Origin of the sequence: Salegentibacter salegens, assembly GCF_900142975.1 — a bacterium.
In the GTDB taxonomy this organism is placed as follows: Bacteria; Bacteroidota; Bacteroidia; order Flavobacteriales; family Flavobacteriaceae; genus Salegentibacter; species Salegentibacter salegens.
The window spans coordinates 89,244-110,417 of record NZ_LT670848.1 but is presented as its reverse complement, the minus strand read 5'-3'; the positions used below and the strand labels follow the sequence as shown (position 1 = coordinate 110,417).

Here is a 21,174-nt window from a genome sequence, read left to right as displayed (position 1 = left end):
TGTATAATTATTCCTGCGTTTGCAAACATTCATTGATGTATTTAGCGTATGTCTCCTCCAGATCCCCTGATTTTTCTAATATTACTTCAACAAATTCCCTGAAAGCACCATTTCCTCCTTTTTTTTTCAATACAGAATTAGCAGCTTTTCTGATTCCATAATAAGCATCCTCAGGACAGGCAAAGAAACCAACTTTCCCAATTAAAGGAAAATCATTCATATCATCTCCTATATAAGCAACTTCAGAAAGTTCTATATTCATTTTATTACAATAGGAGCTAATAACTTTTAATTTATTTTTCCTTCCAAGTTCAACATAACGCAGCTTCAGTTTTTTCATTCTTTTCTCGACCATCATATTCTTTTCGGAAGATAGAATAAGAACAGGAATATTGGCCAGCCGGCATAAACTTATACCATAACTATCTTTGGTGCTGAATTTTCTTATAACATCCCCTTCCGAAGAATAGTAAAAAGAACCATCTGTCCATACACCATCTACATCTGAAACTACAAGTTTATATTTCATATTGTATTTAATTGTTTTACAAAAATCAATTCACTCTGAACTCATTGATTAAATCCCAACTCATGCCTTACCCTCCCAAGTTTCCAACTCCCTTTTCTCCAAATCTCCCTTTCTGCCGACCTCCAAGTCTCCTGCTCTCCATGTCCCCACGTCTCCAACTTAATCCATCACAACGTAAGACTGCATTCCACTAAATTTATTTCTCTGGATCTTAAGGGAATTTAAATCTGCAAATTCCCTGAGAGCAAGTGTCTCTCCCGGAAATTTGGGATCGTTAAGTTCATCAAAACCTAAAACAGCTCCTTTTGTCAAATAAGGTTTAATTAGGTTTAAACAATCCAAAGTTGGCTTATAAAGATCAAAATCAAACCACGCAAAAGCGATCAGTGCTTGAGGATTATCCTCAAGATATTTTTTCAGGCTAATTGGGGCGTCTCCTTTGATGAGCTTATTTTTCTCAATATGCGATAATGGACATTCATTTTCATGAACTTGCAAAAGTTGTTCTAAATAAACCTCATAATTCCCAGTAACTCCTAGACTCCCCTCTTTTATAATTGAATCTACACCATCCTTTACATCCGTATTTTTAAAACCTTCAAAAGTATCAAATCCAAGAATTTTTCGGTTATAATTATAAGGCTCATAAATCGCCCTTAAATTATTTAAAGTAATAAGATTCTGTCCCCATCTACATCCAAACTCTATAATTATACCATGTATACTCTGGATCTGCTGGTACAATTCATTAAAAAATAAAATTTTAGATAGTTCCTGACGCTTTAAAAATAAAGCTGAGTTAGACGTCACTTCCTCGCCTGGAAGTGGATTTTTTTGATAAAGATCAAATAATTTTTCCCTGTTTCTCTTTTCTTGATTTGAGGCTAAGGTAGTCGTTGTTATTTTTTCCATGGGATAAATTTATTAATAATTAGGTTCAATTGCTTTTCGACCAGAATCAATCCTTTTAAGCCTTCAATAAGCTTGAATATTATCAAAAATATTCTTCTCAATATTGAACTAGTAATGATACTAAGAGCCAAAATATTTACCATCAACCAGCCAGGAATCACAAAAAAATTTAATTGAGTTTGTCTCAATAATAACGGAAGCAGATTTTAAATGATGAATTTTCATATTCTTTATGAGATATGGCCAGGTAAGATGATCTCATCTTTATAAATAATCTGGCTTGTCTTTTTTCCTATGATCCTGAATCTCTCATTCCATTTATAACCTGTTCCCGGAGACAACAAATGAATATCCTCCTCTAACATTATTTCTCCCTTCATAATGGTACGATTCGTAGCCAGGGATCGCTCTAGTTTATTCCTTACAGCCTGAACAGCATCCTGAATAAAAATATCCTCTCGCCCTAATGCCATTTCCATCAATCGTATATCCCTTACCATACGCCGCACCCCGTCTATTCCCAATGACCCTTTTTGGTCGGTTCCTTTCATACTTCGATCAATAGTTATATGTTTTTCAATGATTTGTGCTCCTTTCGCCACTGCTGCAACCGGAACTGAAATCCCAATAGTATGATCGGAATAGCCAATGCTATATTCCCCATAATTCTTCAACAAATAATCCAGGCTTCTTAAATTTACATGTTGTGGATGAGTCGGGTACTCAGATACACAATGTAAAATAGAAATTTTAGAATGAATTCGGGTTATTACCTCCAATGCCTCATCCAATTCCTGCTTCCCTGTCATTCCTGTAGACAGTATAATAGGAATCTTCGTTTCAGCAAGAGCTTCCAGTAAAGGAAGATTTGTAAGGTCCCGGGAAGCTACCTTTAACTTATTCGGTTCAAAATATTTTAAAAGGGAAAGACAGGAAGGCGAACATAAAGTTTCTACAAAATCCAAATTCTTCAATTTCGCATACTTAAAGAGTGCAAAATGCTGTTCATCACTTAACTCCAAAGCTTTGCGGTGCTCCCCATAGGTTTTTCCAAAGGAATTGGGAGACAGGTATGGTTTCTTCATTTCGGAAGCAGAAAGCTCTTGTGTTAGATCTCTTTTAGTGAACTTTACCGCATCCATACCTTTTACCGGAAGATCAAACAATTTTTCCCTTACCGGCATTGCTGCCAGATCGATAATTTGCTTTGCCAATTCAAAGGACCCATTATGATTCTGGCCTATCTCCCCAATTAGATATGTACTTTTACACTTTTTTTCCAAGTTTACTCATATTAAAAGATTGAAAATTATATTTTTTCCTACAGAAATCAAAGTGACTTAATATTTGCTTTAGGTCCTGAAGATTTTTCTCTGGATTATCTCCGAAATTATGTGGGTGCCACCACAAATGATAGATCTCTTTATTCTTAGCAGCTGCACTCATTTCAGACTGTATCCTATTCAGACGTGTTTTATCAAGAAAGCTTTTTCCACTATAAGGCCTTAATAACCTGCTAGCTTTTTGCCCGGTAATACCGGGAGCTATTTCTGGGATATCCCTGTAAGATTTATTGTTCAATCCAAAATAGGCATCCCCTGTTCGGAAAATCTTCTGTTGTAGACTGTCTTTCTGGGTATTTTCCCAATACCAATCCGCTGGATTGGTTCTGACGGTCCTTAACCCGTTTTCCATGCATACATCCAGGTAATCTTCGTTACATTGATTTCTGGGAAATACCAAAGATTCTAAGTTTATTCCAAACTTATCAGCCATCTTCTTTGATTTTTCAAGATCAGCCCTAAAGCTTTCTAGGGTTTGTCCAGGCTCCAGACAGTAATAGTGCGAATAGGTATGTGTCCCTATTTCCTGGCCCTGGGTTTCTTTAATAAATTTTATAAGATTAGGAGCGAAACAAAATTCCTCAGTTTCTTTACTTTGGATAGAATTCCCGTATTTATATGCAGATAGCTTCTCATTATAATATTCCGGTATAATTTGGGGAACATTTGAATTCCAATCATCCCAATTTTCGTTAAATAACATTCCTACAGTAGCCCAGGTACAGGATATTTCATATTCTTCAAACAGCTTCAGAATTTCAGGAATTAGCTTTCTGGTATTCTGAAAATATACTTTTCTCTCCCTCCATTCTATCTTATCAAATACACCCCATAGCAGTTCAAAATCTAAAGAAATTACCAAAGCACCATTTTCCATACTGCTGTTTATTTTTTTAATATTTAATAATTCTTGAAACCCTTACCCGACCTCTTCCTGAGGGAAAGGTGAAATAAAAACATATTTGTGCATTCGTGGCAAAAACCAATTAACAATACCACATTCCGGCAACTTAGGTTCCGAATAAAATAATCAATGACAATAGCTTACTATTTACAGCTTCACATAATTACTACTCCAAACCAACAGAATGCCTCACCCACGGGGTCGCAATGACGATATAGTGCTATAAATTCATAAATAACCACAATATCATATTTCAAAAAATTCACCGTCATTGTAAGTGACGAAGTAGAGTGGCAAACCGTTTGACTGTATATTGAATACCATATAATTAACCACCAAACACTTCAATAGCATTTGCGAAGCCTAAATCTGAAGCAAAGGCTTAATGACCAGTAAAAGTACTAAAAAACAACTTCTCGATACGAGTAAAACTGCATTGACATTCCGTTTTACGCTACTCGAAGTGATGGTTTTTTTGATAAATGTATACATTGTAAATACTCAGTCACAACTTCACCAATTAACCAATCCAAAATTAATTAACGACTCTCGAACTCACGAATCCCGAATTAAAAACTCGCTACTCCAGTAAAAGTTCACAAGATCACATCGTCACATCATCACAACTTCACTATTCCGATTTTTTCTTCTTCTCTTCAACTTAATTATCTTATCATACTTCTTTTGCGCTAAATAATAATAGATCACAAAAAAGGCAAAATACATCACCATAGATTTTTGTCTCATAATGATCCCCAGGTTAGACATTACAAAGGTCATTGCGAAAGATGCCAGCAGGAAAACAACTAGGCTCATTTTAACAGCAATAGGTGAATTTTTTATAAATTTTATAAAATCCTTCTTTAGAACCTTAAAGAACAACAAAAGATACATCAGGTTTTCTACCGAGGTAATAAGCCCCAGAATTCCGGGAGCATCAAAAAACAATGGCCTGAACCAAAAGGTGAAAAACTTTATGGGTAAGGGATAACTTGACATATCCACTCCGGATCCTGAAGTAGCCAATTTATCAGATCTACCTTCCGAAAACTGGCTAAAATCTTCAGTGAAATCTTCAGAACCCTCAAGCCCTGCCATTCCCAGAATAGTATCCTGAACCAGGACCAATCCTCCTATCAAGGAAATATAGATGAATAGTTTCTTACCAAATGATATTTTTTCCTTCCCACTCATATAACCTAAAACGGTTCCTACTGCCACAAACATGAATACGTGAGGACGTATATAGTAAATAAGGAGCGAACCCAAAATTAAGGTTATAAGCCTTGATTTTGGGTTTTTAATTGCATAGGCGAATAGCATCAATCCTAGAAAAATTGGGGCTCCTTTTCCCAAAGAAGCGGTCCAGAAGTGCATGTTTGGAAAAAACAGAATGAGAGTAAGTAAATCAAAATTTTTAAAAACGGTGATCTTAATAGGGATATTTTCTCTAAAAAATACGTAAGCATACACAAAACCCAGATACCCAAACCAGGCGAAAAGCGCCATCATCATTTCGTAATTGAAGTTAAAAAAATTAACAAAAGGATAGGCTAAAAAATCAATAAATGTGGTACTGGTTCCAAAAGTTTCTGCCCAGGTTCTACTTGCAATTTCTGCCCGATCATAATAGGCCAAAGAGTCTGAACGATTAAATATGGTGTAGGTGTAGTAGATTCCCAAGAAAACAATATGATACCAAAAAAGTTGATTCATCAGCTTTTTTGAAAAGAAGGCATGTTTTTTAGACAGGGAGCTAAAAAGTCCCTGGGTAATAACAAATAGTATTAATATTAAAAAAAAACCTCCAGGCATATTAAAATAATTCCAGATCCCCCAAAGTATAGGACCAATTGTTAAGCTGTAATAATTCCTGTTTTAAATTTGGATCTAAATTTACATCTCTCAGCGTTAAAACCGGACCATAATTACCGGAAAACCCAACACCATAACTTAATCCTGTAGACGTAATAATTTGAGCCCCAAATTTTTTACTGAATTCCTTTACAGCTTTATTTATTTTTTGCAGACCACGATCGTCCGAATAAATATGTTCTGTTATACGAAGTTCTTTAACATATTTATGTTCTTTAATATATGCTGCCAGATAAAAATCCTGATCTGCCTTTATCTCATAATTTTGTAAGGGATTATTTTCATAACGCCAGATAAGATATTCCGGCGATTTTAAAGTGAATAATCTATTTTCCTCAGCTTTTAATTTATTATAAACCGAAGTCAAATTGGCTAGTTGTCCTTCACCGCAAGTATTATTAACAGTATAAGCTTTACCTGTTTTATTATTAAGCCAGTGAAATGGATTCGCAGGCTTCACCCGAATCTTTAATTTAGACACTTCCTTCCAGCCCATTTTTAGATATCCGGGTAAACTTTGGGTATTAGGGGTGTTAAAAATAAAATCATCCCCCTGTTCCTTAACCACCTCTAATGCATTCAAGGTAAGTTTTTTAAATACCCCCTTTCCCTGATGATCTGGGTGGGTTGCGGTATCTACCGCTCTGAAAGTAGAAAATATCTGATCTCCTAAACGCCATTCCCAATGCATAAAAGCACGAATTCCAACAATCTCCTCGTTTTCTTCAGCTACCAAAACCACTGATTTCCCGAACGGATTATCTTCATGCTTATACCTCCATACCGCTTCCGTCTTTTTTGAATAAGTTTCACCCAGACTTGCCTTTAGCACTTCTATAATCTCAGGTATTTCTTGCTCTATAGCTTCTCTTATTTGCATTTGTTATTGGTTTTGTCCCCCGCGTAGAAGAAGATTTTTCCATCCCCATTTTTCCCATTCAATTTCCTGCCTGATACTTTCATTTACTTCCCATTCGGGATTTGGAGAGCTAGCGATTCATAAATTTCTTCCAAAGAATCAACCATCGCTTTCAAACTAAACGAATTTACGGCCCGTTCCCGGGAAGCTTTTTTAAAGTTGCTTAACTTATCAGGATCGTCTATTAAAACTTGGCATAAACCGGAAAGTTTTATCCATTCTTCCATTTTGCAAGTTAAACCATCTTCTCTGTTTCTTACAACCTCTTTAATCCCTCCCGCATCTGTTGAAACAATTGCACACCCCATACTCATTGCTTCTAGGAGCGCAATGGGCAATCCTTCAAAAGAACTGCTCATCATAAAAATATCCATCGCGGAAAAATAGGGTTTAACATCGGTTTTTAAACCCGGTAGGAACACCTTTTTCTCTAATTCCAGTTTAATCAATTCAGCTTTTATCTCCTCTTCCAAAGGTCCTGCTCCAACAATTATTCCATATACATTCGGATTTTTATTTTCAATTGCTTTAAAAACCTGCAGCCATTCTAACAGTCGCTTTTGAAATCTAAAGACAGCCACATTTCCTAAAACCAAAGCATCTTCAGGAATTCCCAACTGCTGCTTTGTTTTAGTTCCCAATCCCGGATCTCTTTGAAAAGAATCCGTATTCGCACCATTTAAAAGTGTATTTACCGGAATTTTTGGATTGATGTTTTTCTTTATGGAATTGGTAACATCTTCTGAAACTCCCAAAGCCAAAGTCTGGGAATTAAATGTAAGGCTGTTAATTATTTTCGTGGCAATATGATAACGCTCCTGCATATTGTGCTCGGTATAAACAACCGGTATTTTAGTTTTGGAGAAAACCAGTCTACCTAAAAACCCTGCCCATGGCAAATGACAATGAATTAAATCGATTTCATTATTTTTACAATATTCAATCACGCCTGAATACTGTTGCATTAATCTTATATTATCCTTTGCTTCAAAACATGTCACTCTCCCCCCAGTGTTTCTAATACTTTCCGCCATTTGATCTTTCCAGGGAAGAAAATAAATATAATGGAATTCGAATCTAGATGTGTCATGTATTTTTAAGGTTTCAGGCAATAACATTTCTGCCCCGCCCCTGCCTAAAGATTTTATTATATGAAGGATCTTTATTTTTTGCATTTAATCGCTCAGTATTAAAGTGCAAAAATACTTGAATAAGAAAGGATAACAAGATTTTAAGAAAAATTTATTAAAGGATACGGATTACGCGAACTAAAACGAATTGCACGGATTCAAAAATTTCATTAACTCCCCCTTCGAGGGTTGGGGGGCTAGAATCCCCAATTAACAAATCCCGAACTAACGAATCAATAACCCTGATGCAACTTTTCAATTTTACCCAACTTTCCTGCTAGTCCGTGCACAGTACCTAAGCCTACCAGGTATATTTTTTTTAGCTTTTCCGGCTCTTTAGATATTATCCTGTAAAAAGTACCCATAAACACATATATCATTCGGACAGCACCTTTCAGGTTAAGTGGAAAGATCCGGGTTCTGTAATATAAAGTATTACGGATGGTGTAATAATAATACCAGGAAGGTTTATTTCCGGTACGCTGATGTAAATGTTCTACAACGGCATTCCCACATCTATATGGTATGATCCCATTCTTCCTGATCATTCTATTCTGTAAATACTCTGTATCTTCTGCCCAGTAAAAAAAATCTTTGATAGGCAATCCTGCTTTTTCTACTATCTGCTTTGAGATCAAAACTCCCCACCACCCAAAGGCAATAACCTCTTCCCCTGTTTTTTTAAGAACTTTTGAAAAGATATAAGATTCTGTTTCTGTACAGTCCATTAAGGATTGGAGGCAACCCGGTTCCGGTATGATATCATCATCCATCAACCAAACAAAATCACTTTTGCTTTCCAGGAATTTTTTTAAGCCGTAATAAAAACCTCCCGCAGGCCCCACATTGTCGTAAATTTCAAAAGAGATTTTTGAAGGAAATTCCAAAGAAAATTTCTTTATAACCTCTAAAGTTAAACTCTCATTATCGTTTACTATAATATGAAGATGTTCAATTTTATAAATTGAAGATTTTAACACAGCAGTTAAGCATTGCTCCAGAATACTTGCTCTTTTATAAGTAACAACTACGGCAAATACCTTTTTATACATATCCTGACTTATGATTCAAGACTTCAAAATAGCGTTTGGCAAAACCTTGTGCAATTTGCTTATTCAGAAATTTATCAGAGATCATATTTTTGGCTGTTTTAACCCTATCGGCAATATTTTCATTCCCTGTTAAGATTTCCTCAAGATGCTCCTGAAATTTAGCCTGCTCATTTTTTTCTACAAGCCACCCGGTTTTACCCTGAACCACAACCTCGCCAATTCCGCCAACATTATAGGCTACTACCGGAATTTCACAATACATGGCCTCCAAAATAACGGCAGGCAATCCTTCTATCAAACTCGGTAAAACAAAAGCTTTGGAATTATTTAAAATATCTAGGACATCGCTCCTGTAGCCTAAAAAATGCACATTATTCTGAATTTGTAATTCTTCTACTTTTGACTTAATTTTCATCTCCAGATTACCTTTTCCCAATAAAAGAAGCTGGGTTTCGGGAAATTTCTCTAAGCTCTTATTGAAAATATTAATAAGCCCATCGTGATTTTTTTCGGGTACAAAACCCCCAATATGCGTTATGACAGGCCCCCTTTTAAAAATTTTCTGCAGATCTCCAGGAATTCCTTCTAATTCCTGTTCCTCTACTCCTATCTCTACAGTATTAATCTTTTTCTGTGGATAAGAAAAAGTTTTTATAAAATCCTTTTCACATTCCTTACTTACAGAAATTACATAAGCCACTTTTGACATATAAAAATTATTGAGTTGCCATTTTAATTTGGAAGTGATAAAATCTCCCATTTTATTCGCATTCCTGTACACCAATGGGTGTTTCCAGGAAAATAGTATTTTTGAACTCACAGCAAATTTTAGCGTATCGGCAGCGTTTGCCTGTATGATATCGGGTTTGAATTTCCGAATGATACTATTGAACTTTTTCCATCCATTAAGATCAAAAAATCTTTTTGAAAGCGGACGATCTAAAGAGATAAGCTTTCCTTTAAAAGGCAGTTCAGAATCTCCTTTAAAGATACTAACCACCAAAACTTCATGCCCCTGCTCTTTTAAATGATTAGAAAGTTGGCAGGCAAATATTTCAGCACCACGAAGTTGGGGTTTTTGTATAAGCTGGATAATCTTCAAAATTGAATTTTTTTATTAATATTTAATTTCAAGAATATCACAAACACTTTTCAATTCGTGGATCCAAGCTCCTTCTTTTTCAAACCAATTTTTGGAACTTTCCTCAAGTTTGAGCTTTAAATTTTCATCGGTTAAAAGGGTTTCCATCTTTTGGGCCAGGTTTTCAATATTTCCGGTATCGTACAATAGAAGATCTTCTTCGTCTGTAAATAACTCCGGTATTTCCCCTGCACGGGGAGCAATCACCGCTTTACCGGTAGCCTTGTATTCACGTAATTTTAAAGGTGAATAGTGAAAACCAGCAGCCGAACGAGCGCTTACTATGGCAATATCAAAATTACTAACAAAGCCAGGAATATCTGTGAACTTTTGTTTTCCGGTTAGAATAACTTTATTCTTTATTTTTTTTAATTCAATAAGCTTTTTAATGTCAGGCATTTGGTTGCCATCACCAATTAGCATTAAAACAGCCTTTGGATACTTTTTCTCAATTAAAATAAATGCTTCAATAATATGATCAATACCATGGAAATCTCGAAAACTTCCTATCCAACCAATTACCTTCTTTCCGCTAAGATTATATTCCAAAGCTATTTCTTTTCCTTCAACCCCCGGATTAAATAAAGTTGAATCTACCCTATTAGGCGTTACAATTACCTTATCTGGATCTACTCCTAAAGAAAGCACCTTTTCTTGTAATTCACTTGAAACACAACAAACCAGGTCTGATTCCTTTAAAGCTTTTGCTTCAAAATTATTTTCCATCCATTTCCCCCAGAAGGGTCTTTTAACGCCCCATTTTTCCGCTTCCCAAACCGCTAAGGCTTCAACAGAAGTAACCAAAGGTACTTTATATTTATCAGCTAATTTTCGTCCCGGCCCCGAAAAAAGATCATGTCTTTGCCATACCATTTTAACATTCTTGCCTTTTAAAGCGTCATTAACCTCAATAGGCCATATAGCCGGTTTAGAATTCTTTAACCTCCAGTCTTTATATGCAGTTATAAAGATTTCTGGTACAAGTTTTCTAATATTTTTTTTAGAAGAATTAGAAGAAGATTGTACCGATGAATTTTCATCGGTCCTTGGGAATAATCTTGATTCCCTGGGGTTAAATAAACCATCTGAAGTGGCTACAACAGCATTTCCCCACAATTGCTCTCCCGCTGCTGCCCAGCCCGATGCTGTTATCCAACCTGCTTCATTACCTTTCCATTCAGAACTGCCTCTGGGAATTATAAAGACTGATGTAAGGTTTTTATGTATCATAATTTAATTCTTCTGGTTTTTAATTATTTGTAGAAGCATTGGATCTAATATTACATGAGTATCCTTAGCTTTTATTTCATCCAAATTGCGTAAAAACTCTTTTAATTCCAAATCCGGATTATGAAGACCCTGGTCTCTAATATGTTCCTTATTTGCTTCCATATCTGTTAATTGATTTCGATAGTCTGCAGCATAAGGGGTTTTAAAAAATGTAAATCCTGTTATATAAACCTCTTTGCACTTTGAATTTAAAATTGTATTTAAAGCTGAAAAACCAACCGTTGGGATCCATTTATCAAAGTTCTTGGTATTTTTTTCAGAAAATGAGCGAGAAAGAATATAGGTTAAATTATCATTCAGGTTTCTTTTATAATAATTTAAATGCGTCCAAAGTCCTTTTGAATTAAAATTGGGGTTAACAATATAGTTTATCCCCTGCTTTGCGTAAAGCTCAAGATCTATTGGTCCACCACCGCTTTCTAAATTCTCGTAAAACGAGTGAAATAAAACATCAGTACGATTTCCTATAAACTTCGCTTTTTCAGCACTCCAGGAATGGGGGGCTTTATTAACCCTGACTATCAAATCAAATGAATCAATATAAGCTCCATTTTCCTTTTCAAAGGCAGAATCTGCTGCTCCAATCACAGCTACTCTTTTACCTTTAAACACATTTTCCGGATGGAAAATTTTTGTTGAAAAAAATAGCAACCAAAGTCCTTTTATAGTATTTAATAATTTCATTTTCAGGTAAAGCTTTCTATATACAAAGTTTTTAACTCTTTGAGCCGCTCATTATTATATCCGCCAAAATCAATATCATTACTTTCAGCAGCTTCATAATCATTGATAGAATCTCCTATCAAAATGGTATCATTTCGTTTATATTTATGTTTAATTAAAAGATTGTGCACCAATTCCTTTTTGGGAACCGGTGACCCATGTATTGAGATGAAATACCAGGAGATTTCAAGTCTTTCACATAAATAGTTCAGTTCCATTCCATCGGAACCTGAAACAATGTGCATATTGAATTTCCTGTAATTCTCCTTTATAAAATTCAAAGAATCCTTAATTAACAAAGGCGGTTGCACTAATTCCTTCTTCATTATTTTAGAAAATTTTTGCGCCCATTCCTTTACCTCTTCTTCCGAAACATTTTCACCTCTTATTTCCTCAAAAAAATGTCTAAATTTCACATAACGGGAAAGGCCCCCATTTTTTAAATGAAACTTCATAAGCGCCTGTACCTGGTCTTTTGGATAATTCTCTAAAACCAACTCGAATCCTTTGTTCCTTATAGGCATAGAATCCATAATGACTCCATCAAAATCCCAAAAAATATTTTTCTTATCCTTTAAATTTATCATATACTGCCTCTGCAATTTTAAAATCTTCTTCCCAATCTACATCTAAAGAAGTGAATTTATTCATCTCAAATAAGTAAGGATTCTTTCCTACCCTATCCCCATTCTTTTTATAAATCTCTTTGGGAGTTATAAAAACAGCACTATTAATCTCGTACAGCATTTCTAGGTCCTGGGTTTTGGGCCAACGCTCATCACCTATTCTATTAATAATATCATTACGTTCTTTTTTCCATAAAAAGTTTTGAAAACCTGTTACAGACATCAAAGAATCAAAACCCTTTTCCAGACCTTCATAATAGGTTTTTATACTATCTGAATAAATCTCAGTATCAACCATGGGTGAGGTAACATGGGTCCAAAGAACATGCTCGCTGTTTATTATGTTTGGAACATAGGCAATTAAATCACTTAAACTGGTAGTACTTAATGCTAAGGCATCGGGACGAACTTCAATTTTAAGTTTCGGGAAATCACTTTCAAAATTCCTGGCTACCGCTAAAGATTCTTCATCATTTGTTGAAAGCACAACCTCATCCACATCTAACTTAGCTAACTGTTTTAACTTTAATTCCAGCAAGCCTCCGTCAAAATTTGAAAATTTTCGTGTATTCTTATTTTTAACTCGTTCACTACCCTTCCGGGTGGGCAAAAAAACTGATATAGACATAATCTTAAATTAAAGCAAATACAGATTGAGGTTCTAGGCTATCATACAAAGTTGGGGTAATAGCAATAGGGGTGTAATTACCGTTTTCCTTAAGACGTTCAAAAATATATTCGTTTTCATTAAATAATTCCAGTTCCTGGGCTTTAATTTCTCCCGAATATCCATCATACCCTGCAAAATAGAATTTTTCAACCCCTAACTTAAGCGCAGTTTCTATTGCTAAAGAGGTAACCGATTCATGAAATTTATCGGTAAAGCTTATTTCCTGAAGCTGAAATGCCACATCTTCTAAACTTTCCGGTATATAAGTACCCATGGTTCTTGGATAAGGTGGTAGCACTACAAGTTTGTCTTTTATATTCATCTCGCTGTAACTATCTTCAAGGCGATGACCTTCATTCCCGGCCAGACAATGTATTTGAAGTTTATGAACATCTTTAAATTCCTGAGAATTCTTTGAACTGGAATGGATAAGACAGATATCCTCTTGTTTATCTATAAATTCATTAATGGCTTTAGCATGTTTCTTGCCACTAGGACCGCCACCAATTATTAAGGCTAATTTAAACTTTTTCTCTTCCTCCAAATTCTTTAGATCAATGTTGTCTTCAATTCCTTTTGATTGATTTGAAAGGGCCCGTATTATACTGTTTAAAGAATAAAAACGTTTGGTAACCCAAGACATTACCTCCTTTTGAGGAAGCGAATTTGCTCCAGAAACCATATAAGGTAGGTTGGTTCCCCACCCATACTCCTTCTGCATAGCTTCAAATGGATCTACCACTTTGCTCAAAGCATTGAAATCAAGATCAAGTTCTCCTTTTCCGTTAAGCGCAGTCAACAATAATTCTGTCTGCAAATTTCCGGCTCCACGCCCCATTCCTGTTACAGTTGTATCCACAATAGAAACACCACAATCAATAGCAGTTAAAGTGTTCACCAAGGCTAATTGTAAATTATTATGGCCGTGAAAACCTATCTTTGTATCAGTTTGATTTCTAACTATATCAAAGGTTTTTCTCACATCTTCAGGGTAAACCCCTCCAAAAGAATCAACCATATAGAAATAATCAACAATTCCGTTAATTTCCTTAATTTGCCCAAGGAATTCCTTTTCATTCTCCCAGTTAGACATATACATTACGTTAAACCCAACCTCAAAACCAAGTTTTTTTACAGCTTCTGCAAGACTCAGTGCTCTTTTAAAATTTTTAGGATCTATGGCTATTCTAACCATAGTAATATAGCCCACACAAGGTTCCAGTAAATCAGGAACATGTTCTGCCCGTACATCTTTTTCATTTAAGATAATAACCAGCTTTTTTGAACTATTTATTTTGGCATCTTCCAGTACATATTGCGGGCAATAAAAATATTCCCCCAGGTAAGAGTTCATTGAATTTGAACGATAACCAATTTCCAGGTAATCAATAGGAAGATTATTAAATGCATCAAAATATGCTTTTACTAGTTCTCTATCAAAATCCCAGTTAGTATAATAACCTCCATCCCTAAGTGTACAATCAAGTAATTTCATTTTATTTTATTTTTTTGTAGATATACTCTAATATGTAATAACCACAATTATTTTAATTTTATTTTTCAATCTTTGATTCGTAAAATATCGTTTTTAATTCAATTACCCCCCTATAATTATATGATTTGAACATATTACACCTCAATGCTATAGTTTCAGTTTATAAGAAAATAATCTAACATTTATTAAAACAAATAATTTACCGCCTATTTCTTGAAACATAAAGGCTTGGCATGTAGCACTCAAAATAATAAAAAATACAAATATAGTTTTTTGAAAGAATAAGAACTACCTATTAACTATTTGGCTGTCGGTGTCATACCCTGTAATTCTATCATATGTTTGAAAACTTCAGATTTCCTGGCCAATTCATCAAAACTTCCCATGTTTTCTATCTTCCCTTCCTTTAACACTACTATTTTATCGGCATTTTTTACAGTAGCCAGCCTATGAGCTATCATAATGATTGTATACTGTCCTTTTAACCTATCAATATTTGATTGTATTGCAGCTTCTGTTTCCCCATCGAGAGCTGAAGTGGCTTCATCCATAAATAGAAAATCCACATCTTTATATAGTTCCCTAGCTATAGACAATCGCTGTTTTTGTCCCCCACTTATATTGATTCCATTATTCCCCAGTAATTCGTCTTCCCGATCTTTAAGAGTATTAACAAAATCGTATAGAGCTGATTTCTTTATAGCCTCATTAAACTTCTTCAAGTTTTCTTCATTCTTCTCAGCCCAAAAGGTTATGTTATTAAATACGCTGTCATTAAAAATAGGAGCTTCCTGAGCAATATAACCAATCCTTTTCCTGTAAGAAATTAGATCTAATTCATTTAAGGATTTTTCATCTATAAAGACTTCTCCTTTCTCAGGCAACAGCAGACCAGATAGGATATTCATGAGTGTAGATTTACCAGAACCGCTCTCCCCTACTATCGCAATGCTTTCATTTTTGTTTATCTCAAAATTTAACCCAGATAAAATTGGAGTATCACCAAATTTAAAATGAATGTTATTAATTTTAATTTTTTCTTGAAATCCATCGAACTTAATATCTCCGTTCCTGTCTTTATTTCTTTTTAATTCCCGGGTAAAATTTGTCATATTTTCCATGGAACCAGAAACTCCAAGAAATCGGTTCCATTGTTCCTGAAGCGCTAATAAAAAGGTTAAGGATCTATATAAAAATAAAAGACTTAAAATTATTAAGCCAATATCCGAATTAAAATAACTTACCTGAATTAAAATAGCAACAACCACAACTAGTATAGTAAGTGGCTCCCTAAGTGCTTTCAAAGTAGAATCTACCAATCCAAGCTTTTTTTGAACTTCTTCTAATTCAGTAATATTTTGCTTTAATTTATTTCCATACCTGTAATTTAAACCTGAGGCCTTTAAATATTTAAAGTTAGCAACATGTTGAATTAACAAGCTTTGAAAACGATGGGCACTTTTGGTGTATGTTTTAGATAAACTTTTCGTTTTCCTAAACAACCATTTAAACAAAATATTAGTTAAAAAGCCTCCTATAGCAACAATAATTGCAAACCTGGCATTTGCAGCAAAAGCAAAAGCTACGTAAACAAAAACTAAAACCCCGTATTCTATAGCTTTAAAATAACTTTGATAGGCTATGTTAACACGCCCAACTTCTCCACTAAAAGTGTTTTGAATTTTACCTACATCAGATTTTACGAATTCACTAAACTTAAAAGTATTTAATAATCTAATATTACTAATCCTTATCTCCCTTATAAACAATTGTTGATATGTTACGCGAGCATAACCTTCTACAAAGGCAACCACTCCCTTAAAACAAAAGAATGTAAGAATTATTAAAAGTGTGTTTTGAATATTAAGAGTAATACCGATACTGCTTAAGAACTCCGGTAAAAAACTCAGGTTACCCAAGCCTTCACTCGGTACATCTTGTGGACCCGAAGTAGACATTTTTAATAGTGGAATAAACATCGCTAGTCCAAATCCATCTAAAACACCTCTTAAAAAACTTAAACCAAAAGCTATAAGAATTCTATAACGAAGGTAGGAGTAGAAATAAAAGAAATATTGAAAATTATTCTTAATTATTTTTTTAAATTTATCCATTAACTATTTTTAAGCGGTTAAGATAATTTTAGTCCTTTTCTAAAGAAATAAAATTTACGGCGTAAACCAATGATCTGCTTTTTTATAAGGTTTTTAATGTTATAATCAGGAAATTTATAATCTTTAAATTCAGATATTTTTAAGTATTTTAAGTACTCATTTTTTTTCGGATGAAAAGACATATATAACCAGGGTTTTTCAGGACCGCTATAGTGTACTAGAAAAGAAAGATCCTTCCGATAAACTTCCATTTTTTTATAAATTTTTTCCTCTCCCTGTATTAGGATTCTATTTAAAATACGCGGATTCCACAGCGGTGAAATTTCTTTCCAATTTCCCTTAATCACGTAGTTAAAGGCATCCTGATCATGGTAAGGTGTTAAATCCCACTTTTCGAAAGCAAAATCTAAAGATCTTTTAGAGATTTCATCATTACGCCATTTAATCAAATTAACAAGCATAACGCCTGTATTGAAGTATTGGTATGCTTTAATTCCAAGAACATTTTTAGCTTCTTGAGAAAAGTTTTCGAAAACCTGATCTTTTACTGCTCCAACATAATTATCACCCAAATCTATATCAAAAATTATAGCAGGGTCTTTTTCTAATATTATATCTGCATCAAAAAAAACAACTTTGTGCACATCAGGAGGAATAAGATTGTAAATTAAGACTTTATCATAAATCGAAGCATTAAGATGTTCACTTTTTGCTTTTAACTTGTTAGATATGCCAAAGTCACATTTTATTAATTGATAGCTTATATTTTGAGGTAAATAATTACCAAGACTGATTTCTAACTTTTTAAGGGATAATTCATCACAATTCGCGTAAAAAATAATAACCTCATATTCCCGATCTTTGGTAACCACATCCTTTAGTGACATAAGCATTAAGCACGCATGTTGTATATAAAATCCGTCGGCGTATGTAATTATATTAACTTTCTCCATTTAAGTTTCCTTTAATAACAATTTCAGTGTTTCTCTATAATCCACCTCTTTGTTCAAAATAGAATTTTGCCCTCTTTCTAAATAAATTCTAATTTTATTTTTTATAATCTGTGGATCACGTTCAATACACGGAAATGCCCAACCTTCCTCAATTAGGTTTTCATAAAAATTTATTCCTGTTTCACTTAGTATCAGAGAAAATCGATGCATTATGGCCGCTTCGGTTATAGAGCCAGATGAAAAAGATATATGTAAATCACATTCACGAAGAACCACAGGAAGTGGAGCCTTACTGGAATAATCAAACGTAATACTGTCTAATATTCCAAAATTACTTAATTTATCTAATACACCTTTTTTTTCTTCGCCTGTCATTCTAGGATGAAAACGTAACCACCATTCAAATTCCTCTGTTGTTTCCGCTATTATTTTATATAAGTATGAAGGAATGATATCATTTATGGGCTGGAGGGTAAACAATATAACTGGTCTTTTCTTGTTTATGCTTTTCTTATTATTCTCTTTTTTACCAAGCAATCCAATCCAGGGATTTCCGCCTAACAAAACATTATGAGGTGTTTTTTTCGCCCAGTTATTTATATTTTTATAATCCGAATCACTCCAAACCCAAAAAATATCGGGCAATAAGTTATAACCTTCAGCTGGTATTTTATTAAAAAAATAAGCTGGGTGAGCTTTTCCCATACCACCGTGCTGGAGGTCTATACTGGTAACTCCAAGTTTTCGAGCCGCAAGGTTTAGCCCATATATTGCATCAGAATAGTATACTAAACCTAAAACATACCTAGGGTTAGTAAGCTTTATAATTTTAGTATACACCTTTTCCCAGGATTTTATAGAAAGTATGATCCTAATTAATCTATTTTTATTATAGCCAGCATCTAAATTCGTTTTTACGTATACATTTTCTAAAAATTCATCAAACCTAGCAAGTTGCTTTAACTCCTCAACATATTTATTTTTATTTTTTGAGCTGGAGTATAATGCCAGCATACATTGAATATCTACAATACGCTCAGGACGATAAGCCCGCTCTTTTTTAACCTCTGGATATTCTAAAAGATAAGATTTTTCTCCCTGTTCTTCCAAATAATCCATTAAAGGCTCAATAAACCTATTAAACTCTCTATCCTTATAGAAAATACGTTGTTGATAGCTACTGCTAAAAAGAAAGTTTGCTTTTTCCAGTTTCAGTCGTTTTACATAAATCCAAGCTTTTATAAGTTTTTTTATTTTTTTATAAGCTCTAATATATATTGGGGAAATTTGTTGATTTTTTCCGCCATTCTCAACCAGAATTGTAAAAAAAATACTTTTCTTAAGGATAGGCCAAATATTAATTCCTCCAATAATCCAGGTTTCTACTGGGTATTCTTCTGCCCATTGCGCAAAGTAATTTGACAAAACGGTATGGTCAATTTTATTCTTTTCCATGCTCCACCAAGTCTAAACTAAAAGCTGTACCCTTCTCCACGTTTTTATCAACTTTTTTTCCCAGAACTTCTTTAAAATACTTAGGATGCAATCCAAAGCCCGGTCTTATGCTTCTTAAATTTTTTTCTGTAATAAGCTGTCCAGCTTTAATATCTTCTACTACATAAAGGGAACGACTAAAATCTTTTCCTTTCTTTTGTTTTTCAGTCAAAGTATAGTCAACTTTACCAAGTGCTTTTTCTGCCTCTCTTACCGCTTTAACCATTTCGGTAAATTCTTTTTCATCCATAGAAAAAGAAGCATCTGGACCACCAATAGATTTATCTAAAATGAAATGTTTTTCTATAATTTTAGCACCCATTGCAGTTGCAACAATAGGCACTGTACTTCCCATGGTATGATCTGACAAACCGGAAATAACATTATAGCGTTCCGCAAGGTCTTTGACCATCACCATATTAGCTTCTTCTATTGGGGCTGGATAGGACGAAGTACATTTTAACAAGGCGATATCACTATTCCCCATTCTTTTACAGGCATCTAGAGCAAGTTCGATATCTTCCTGTTCAGCTATACCGGTAGAAATAATAACCGGTTTTCCTTGAGAAGCTACATACTCTATTAGCGGGATATCGGTGATTTCAAAAGAAGCTATTTTATAAGCAGGTACGTCTAAACCTTCAAGAAAATCTACCGCTGTTTTATCAAAGGGGGAAGAAAAACAAATTAAACCTTCTTCACTCGCAACTTTAAATAATTTTTTATGCCATTCCCAGGGTGTATGGGCTTCCTGATAAAGTTTATATAAATTCTTACCTTCCCAAATGGTTCCCTTTATCGTGAAATCTTCTTTACTGGAATCAATTGTCATCGTATCAGCAGTATAAGTCTGGAGTTTAATACAGTCTGCGCCCGCTCTTTTAGCTGCCTTAATTGTTTTTAAAGCAGTTTCCAAACTACCATTATGATTGGCTGAAAGTTCTGCAATTATAAAAACTGAAGACCTCTTTCCTAATTCTCTATTTCCTATCTTCATTTTATTCTTTTTTGATATTTTAATTTTGAACCCTTTTCAAGCTCTTCAAATAAAAGTTTTTCAAATATTTTAATCGATGCCATATTTTCTTTTAAAACATATCCATAAACCATATTAATCTCGGGCCGGTTCTCTTTTAAAAACTTTATCCCATTTTCCAGCAAGTAAGTTCCTAGCCCTTTTCCTGTAAAATTTGGATCTAATAAATAATTTATTTTTGCTATTTGCTTTTCCTCTATATCAAACCTGATAGATCCAGCACATATGCCATTGACTTTAAGAATATAGTATTCGCAATTTGAATTTTCTATTTTAGATAAAAACCAAAATGCATGGTCTTTCAAAGAAATTTGTTGTTTATTAAATGAAAAGGCTCTTATACTAACATTATTTACCCAGCCAAATGTCAGGTTTAAATCTGATTCTGTAGCAAATCGTAATTCATTATTTTTATTCATTTTAGAATGAATCTTAACACTAATAAATTTACTGTTAAAATAACAATGTTCCTTTAATTCAGATTCCAGCGCAAAGCAGGATTTTTCTAAAGCAGAATAAAGCAAAGGTCTTAAATCATAAGCATAGGTAAATATTTTATGTAGCCCTAATTCCTTGAAAGCAACTTCTTCTATTAATTCTAGAAAATTAATCCAGTAAAGTTCGAAATAATCTTCCTCAAGGCTTGTGTTCATTATAAAAGATATTTCAGCATTCTTATCTACCCAGTTAATATGAACTAGGGCTCCATAACCAATGCATTCATCACCTTTTAAAAAAGAAAATAAAATTTGATTTGGTTTTTCCTGATCAAATAAATTAGATATTACATCATTAAAATATTCATCCTGATTTTCTTTGGTTAAAATCTCATTCTGTCGCAAATGATACATTTGTTCATTGCGCCATTTCATAATAGCGTAACGATCTTCCATTCTTATAGGTACAATAGCATATTCGCCAGAAGTAAATTTTTGTTGGTCTAAGACTTTATAGGATTTCATTTTTCA

19 protein-coding genes are annotated in these 21,174 nt (G+C 34.1%); all 19 read right to left on the bottom strand.

Going from position 1 to position 21,174, the window contains the following annotated elements; translation table 11 throughout:
- Positions 1–7 precede the first annotated feature (7 nt).
- On the bottom strand, positions 8–529 hold the full coding sequence (locus tag B5488_RS00475) for a KdsC family phosphatase (protein WP_079733496.1): 522 nt from the start codon (positions 527–529) through the stop codon (positions 8–10).
- Positions 530–688: 159 nt separating this feature from the next.
- Entirely contained in the window at positions 689–1,441 is a 753-nt protein-coding gene (locus B5488_RS00470) for a crotonobetainyl-CoA--carnitine CoA-transferase (RefSeq protein ID WP_079733495.1), read from the bottom strand.
- A gap of 230 nt (positions 1,442–1,671) precedes the next feature.
- Entirely contained in the window at positions 1,672–2,724 is a 1,053-nt protein-coding gene (locus B5488_RS00460; RefSeq protein ID WP_231919778.1) for an N-acetylneuraminate synthase family protein, read from the bottom strand.
- The gene (locus B5488_RS00455; protein ID WP_079733493.1) at positions 2,708–3,661 is read right to left on the bottom strand and encodes a polysaccharide deacetylase family protein; all 954 of its coding nucleotides are present in this window, start codon (positions 3,659–3,661) and stop codon (positions 2,708–2,710) included. The genes B5488_RS00460 and B5488_RS00455 overlap by 17 nt, the downstream gene beginning before the upstream one ends.
- 639 nt (positions 3,662–4,300) lie before the next feature.
- On the bottom strand, positions 4,301–5,404 hold the full coding sequence (locus B5488_RS00450; protein ID WP_231919777.1) for a hypothetical protein: 1,104 nt from the start codon (positions 5,402–5,404) through the stop codon (positions 4,301–4,303).
- 100 nt (positions 5,405–5,504) lie between these two features.
- Positions 5,505–6,443 carry a GNAT family N-acetyltransferase gene (locus B5488_RS00445; RefSeq protein WP_079733491.1) on the bottom strand — a complete coding sequence of 313 codons (939 nt, stop codon included), beginning with the start codon at positions 6,441–6,443 and terminating at the stop codon, positions 5,505–5,507.
- Positions 6,444–6,526: 83 nt separating this feature from the next.
- Positions 6,527–7,600 (bottom strand): glycosyltransferase, encoded by a 1,074-nt coding sequence (locus tag B5488_RS00440; RefSeq protein ID WP_262507369.1) that lies wholly within the window; start codon positions 7,598–7,600, stop codon positions 6,527–6,529.
- A 245-nt stretch (positions 7,601–7,845) separates the two neighbouring features.
- Positions 7,846–8,664: a glycosyltransferase gene (locus B5488_RS00435; protein ID WP_079733489.1), complete on the bottom strand. Its 819-nt coding sequence runs from the start codon at positions 8,662–8,664 to the stop codon at positions 7,846–7,848.
- On the bottom strand, positions 8,657–9,766 hold the full coding sequence (locus B5488_RS00430) for a glycosyltransferase (protein ID WP_079733488.1): 1,110 nt from the start codon (positions 9,764–9,766) through the stop codon (positions 8,657–8,659). The genes B5488_RS00435 and B5488_RS00430 overlap by 8 nt, the downstream gene beginning before the upstream one ends.
- A 15-nt stretch (positions 9,767–9,781) precedes the next feature.
- Positions 9,782–11,035 (bottom strand): glycosyltransferase family 4 protein, encoded by a 1,254-nt coding sequence (locus B5488_RS00425; RefSeq protein WP_079733487.1) that lies wholly within the window; start codon positions 11,033–11,035, stop codon positions 9,782–9,784.
- A gap of 3 nt (positions 11,036–11,038) precedes the next feature.
- Entirely contained in the window at positions 11,039–11,779 is a 741-nt protein-coding gene (locus B5488_RS00420; RefSeq protein WP_079733486.1) for a glycosyltransferase family 29 protein, read from the bottom strand.
- Positions 11,780–11,781: 2 nt separating this feature from the next.
- Complete coding sequence (locus B5488_RS00415; RefSeq protein ID WP_079733485.1) at positions 11,782–12,405, bottom strand: HAD family hydrolase; 624 nt, start codon at positions 12,403–12,405, stop codon at positions 11,782–11,784.
- Positions 12,386–13,072: an acylneuraminate cytidylyltransferase family protein gene (locus B5488_RS00410; RefSeq protein WP_079733484.1), complete on the bottom strand. Its 687-nt coding sequence runs from the start codon at positions 13,070–13,072 to the stop codon at positions 12,386–12,388. Before B5488_RS00410 ends, B5488_RS00415 begins: the two co-directional genes overlap by 20 nt.
- A 4-nt stretch (positions 13,073–13,076) precedes the next feature.
- Positions 13,077–14,609, bottom strand: a complete 1,533-nt coding sequence (locus tag B5488_RS00405) for an aldolase catalytic domain-containing protein (RefSeq protein ID WP_079733483.1) — start codon at positions 14,607–14,609, stop codon at positions 13,077–13,079.
- Positions 14,610–14,908: 299 nt separating this feature from the next.
- Positions 14,909–16,723, bottom strand: a complete 1,815-nt coding sequence (locus B5488_RS00400; protein ID WP_079733482.1) for an ABC transporter ATP-binding protein — start codon at positions 16,721–16,723, stop codon at positions 14,909–14,911.
- Between the two features lie 17 nt (positions 16,724–16,740).
- Positions 16,741–17,676 (bottom strand): glycosyltransferase family 8 protein, encoded by a 936-nt coding sequence (locus B5488_RS00395; RefSeq protein ID WP_079733481.1) that lies wholly within the window; start codon positions 17,674–17,676, stop codon positions 16,741–16,743.
- A complete protein-coding gene (locus tag B5488_RS00390) occupies positions 17,677–19,131 on the bottom strand; it encodes a hypothetical protein (RefSeq protein ID WP_079733480.1) in 1,455 nt (484 codons plus the stop codon).
- Entirely contained in the window at positions 19,118–20,167 is a 1,050-nt protein-coding gene (pseI, locus tag B5488_RS00385; protein ID WP_079733479.1) for a pseudaminic acid synthase, read from the bottom strand. Before pseI ends, B5488_RS00390 begins: the two co-directional genes overlap by 14 nt.
- A complete protein-coding gene (locus B5488_RS17955) occupies positions 20,164–21,168 on the bottom strand; it encodes a GNAT family N-acetyltransferase (RefSeq protein WP_106197129.1) in 1,005 nt (334 codons plus the stop codon). The genes pseI and B5488_RS17955 overlap by 4 nt, the downstream gene beginning before the upstream one ends.
- Between the last annotated feature and the right edge of the window lie 6 nt (positions 21,169–21,174).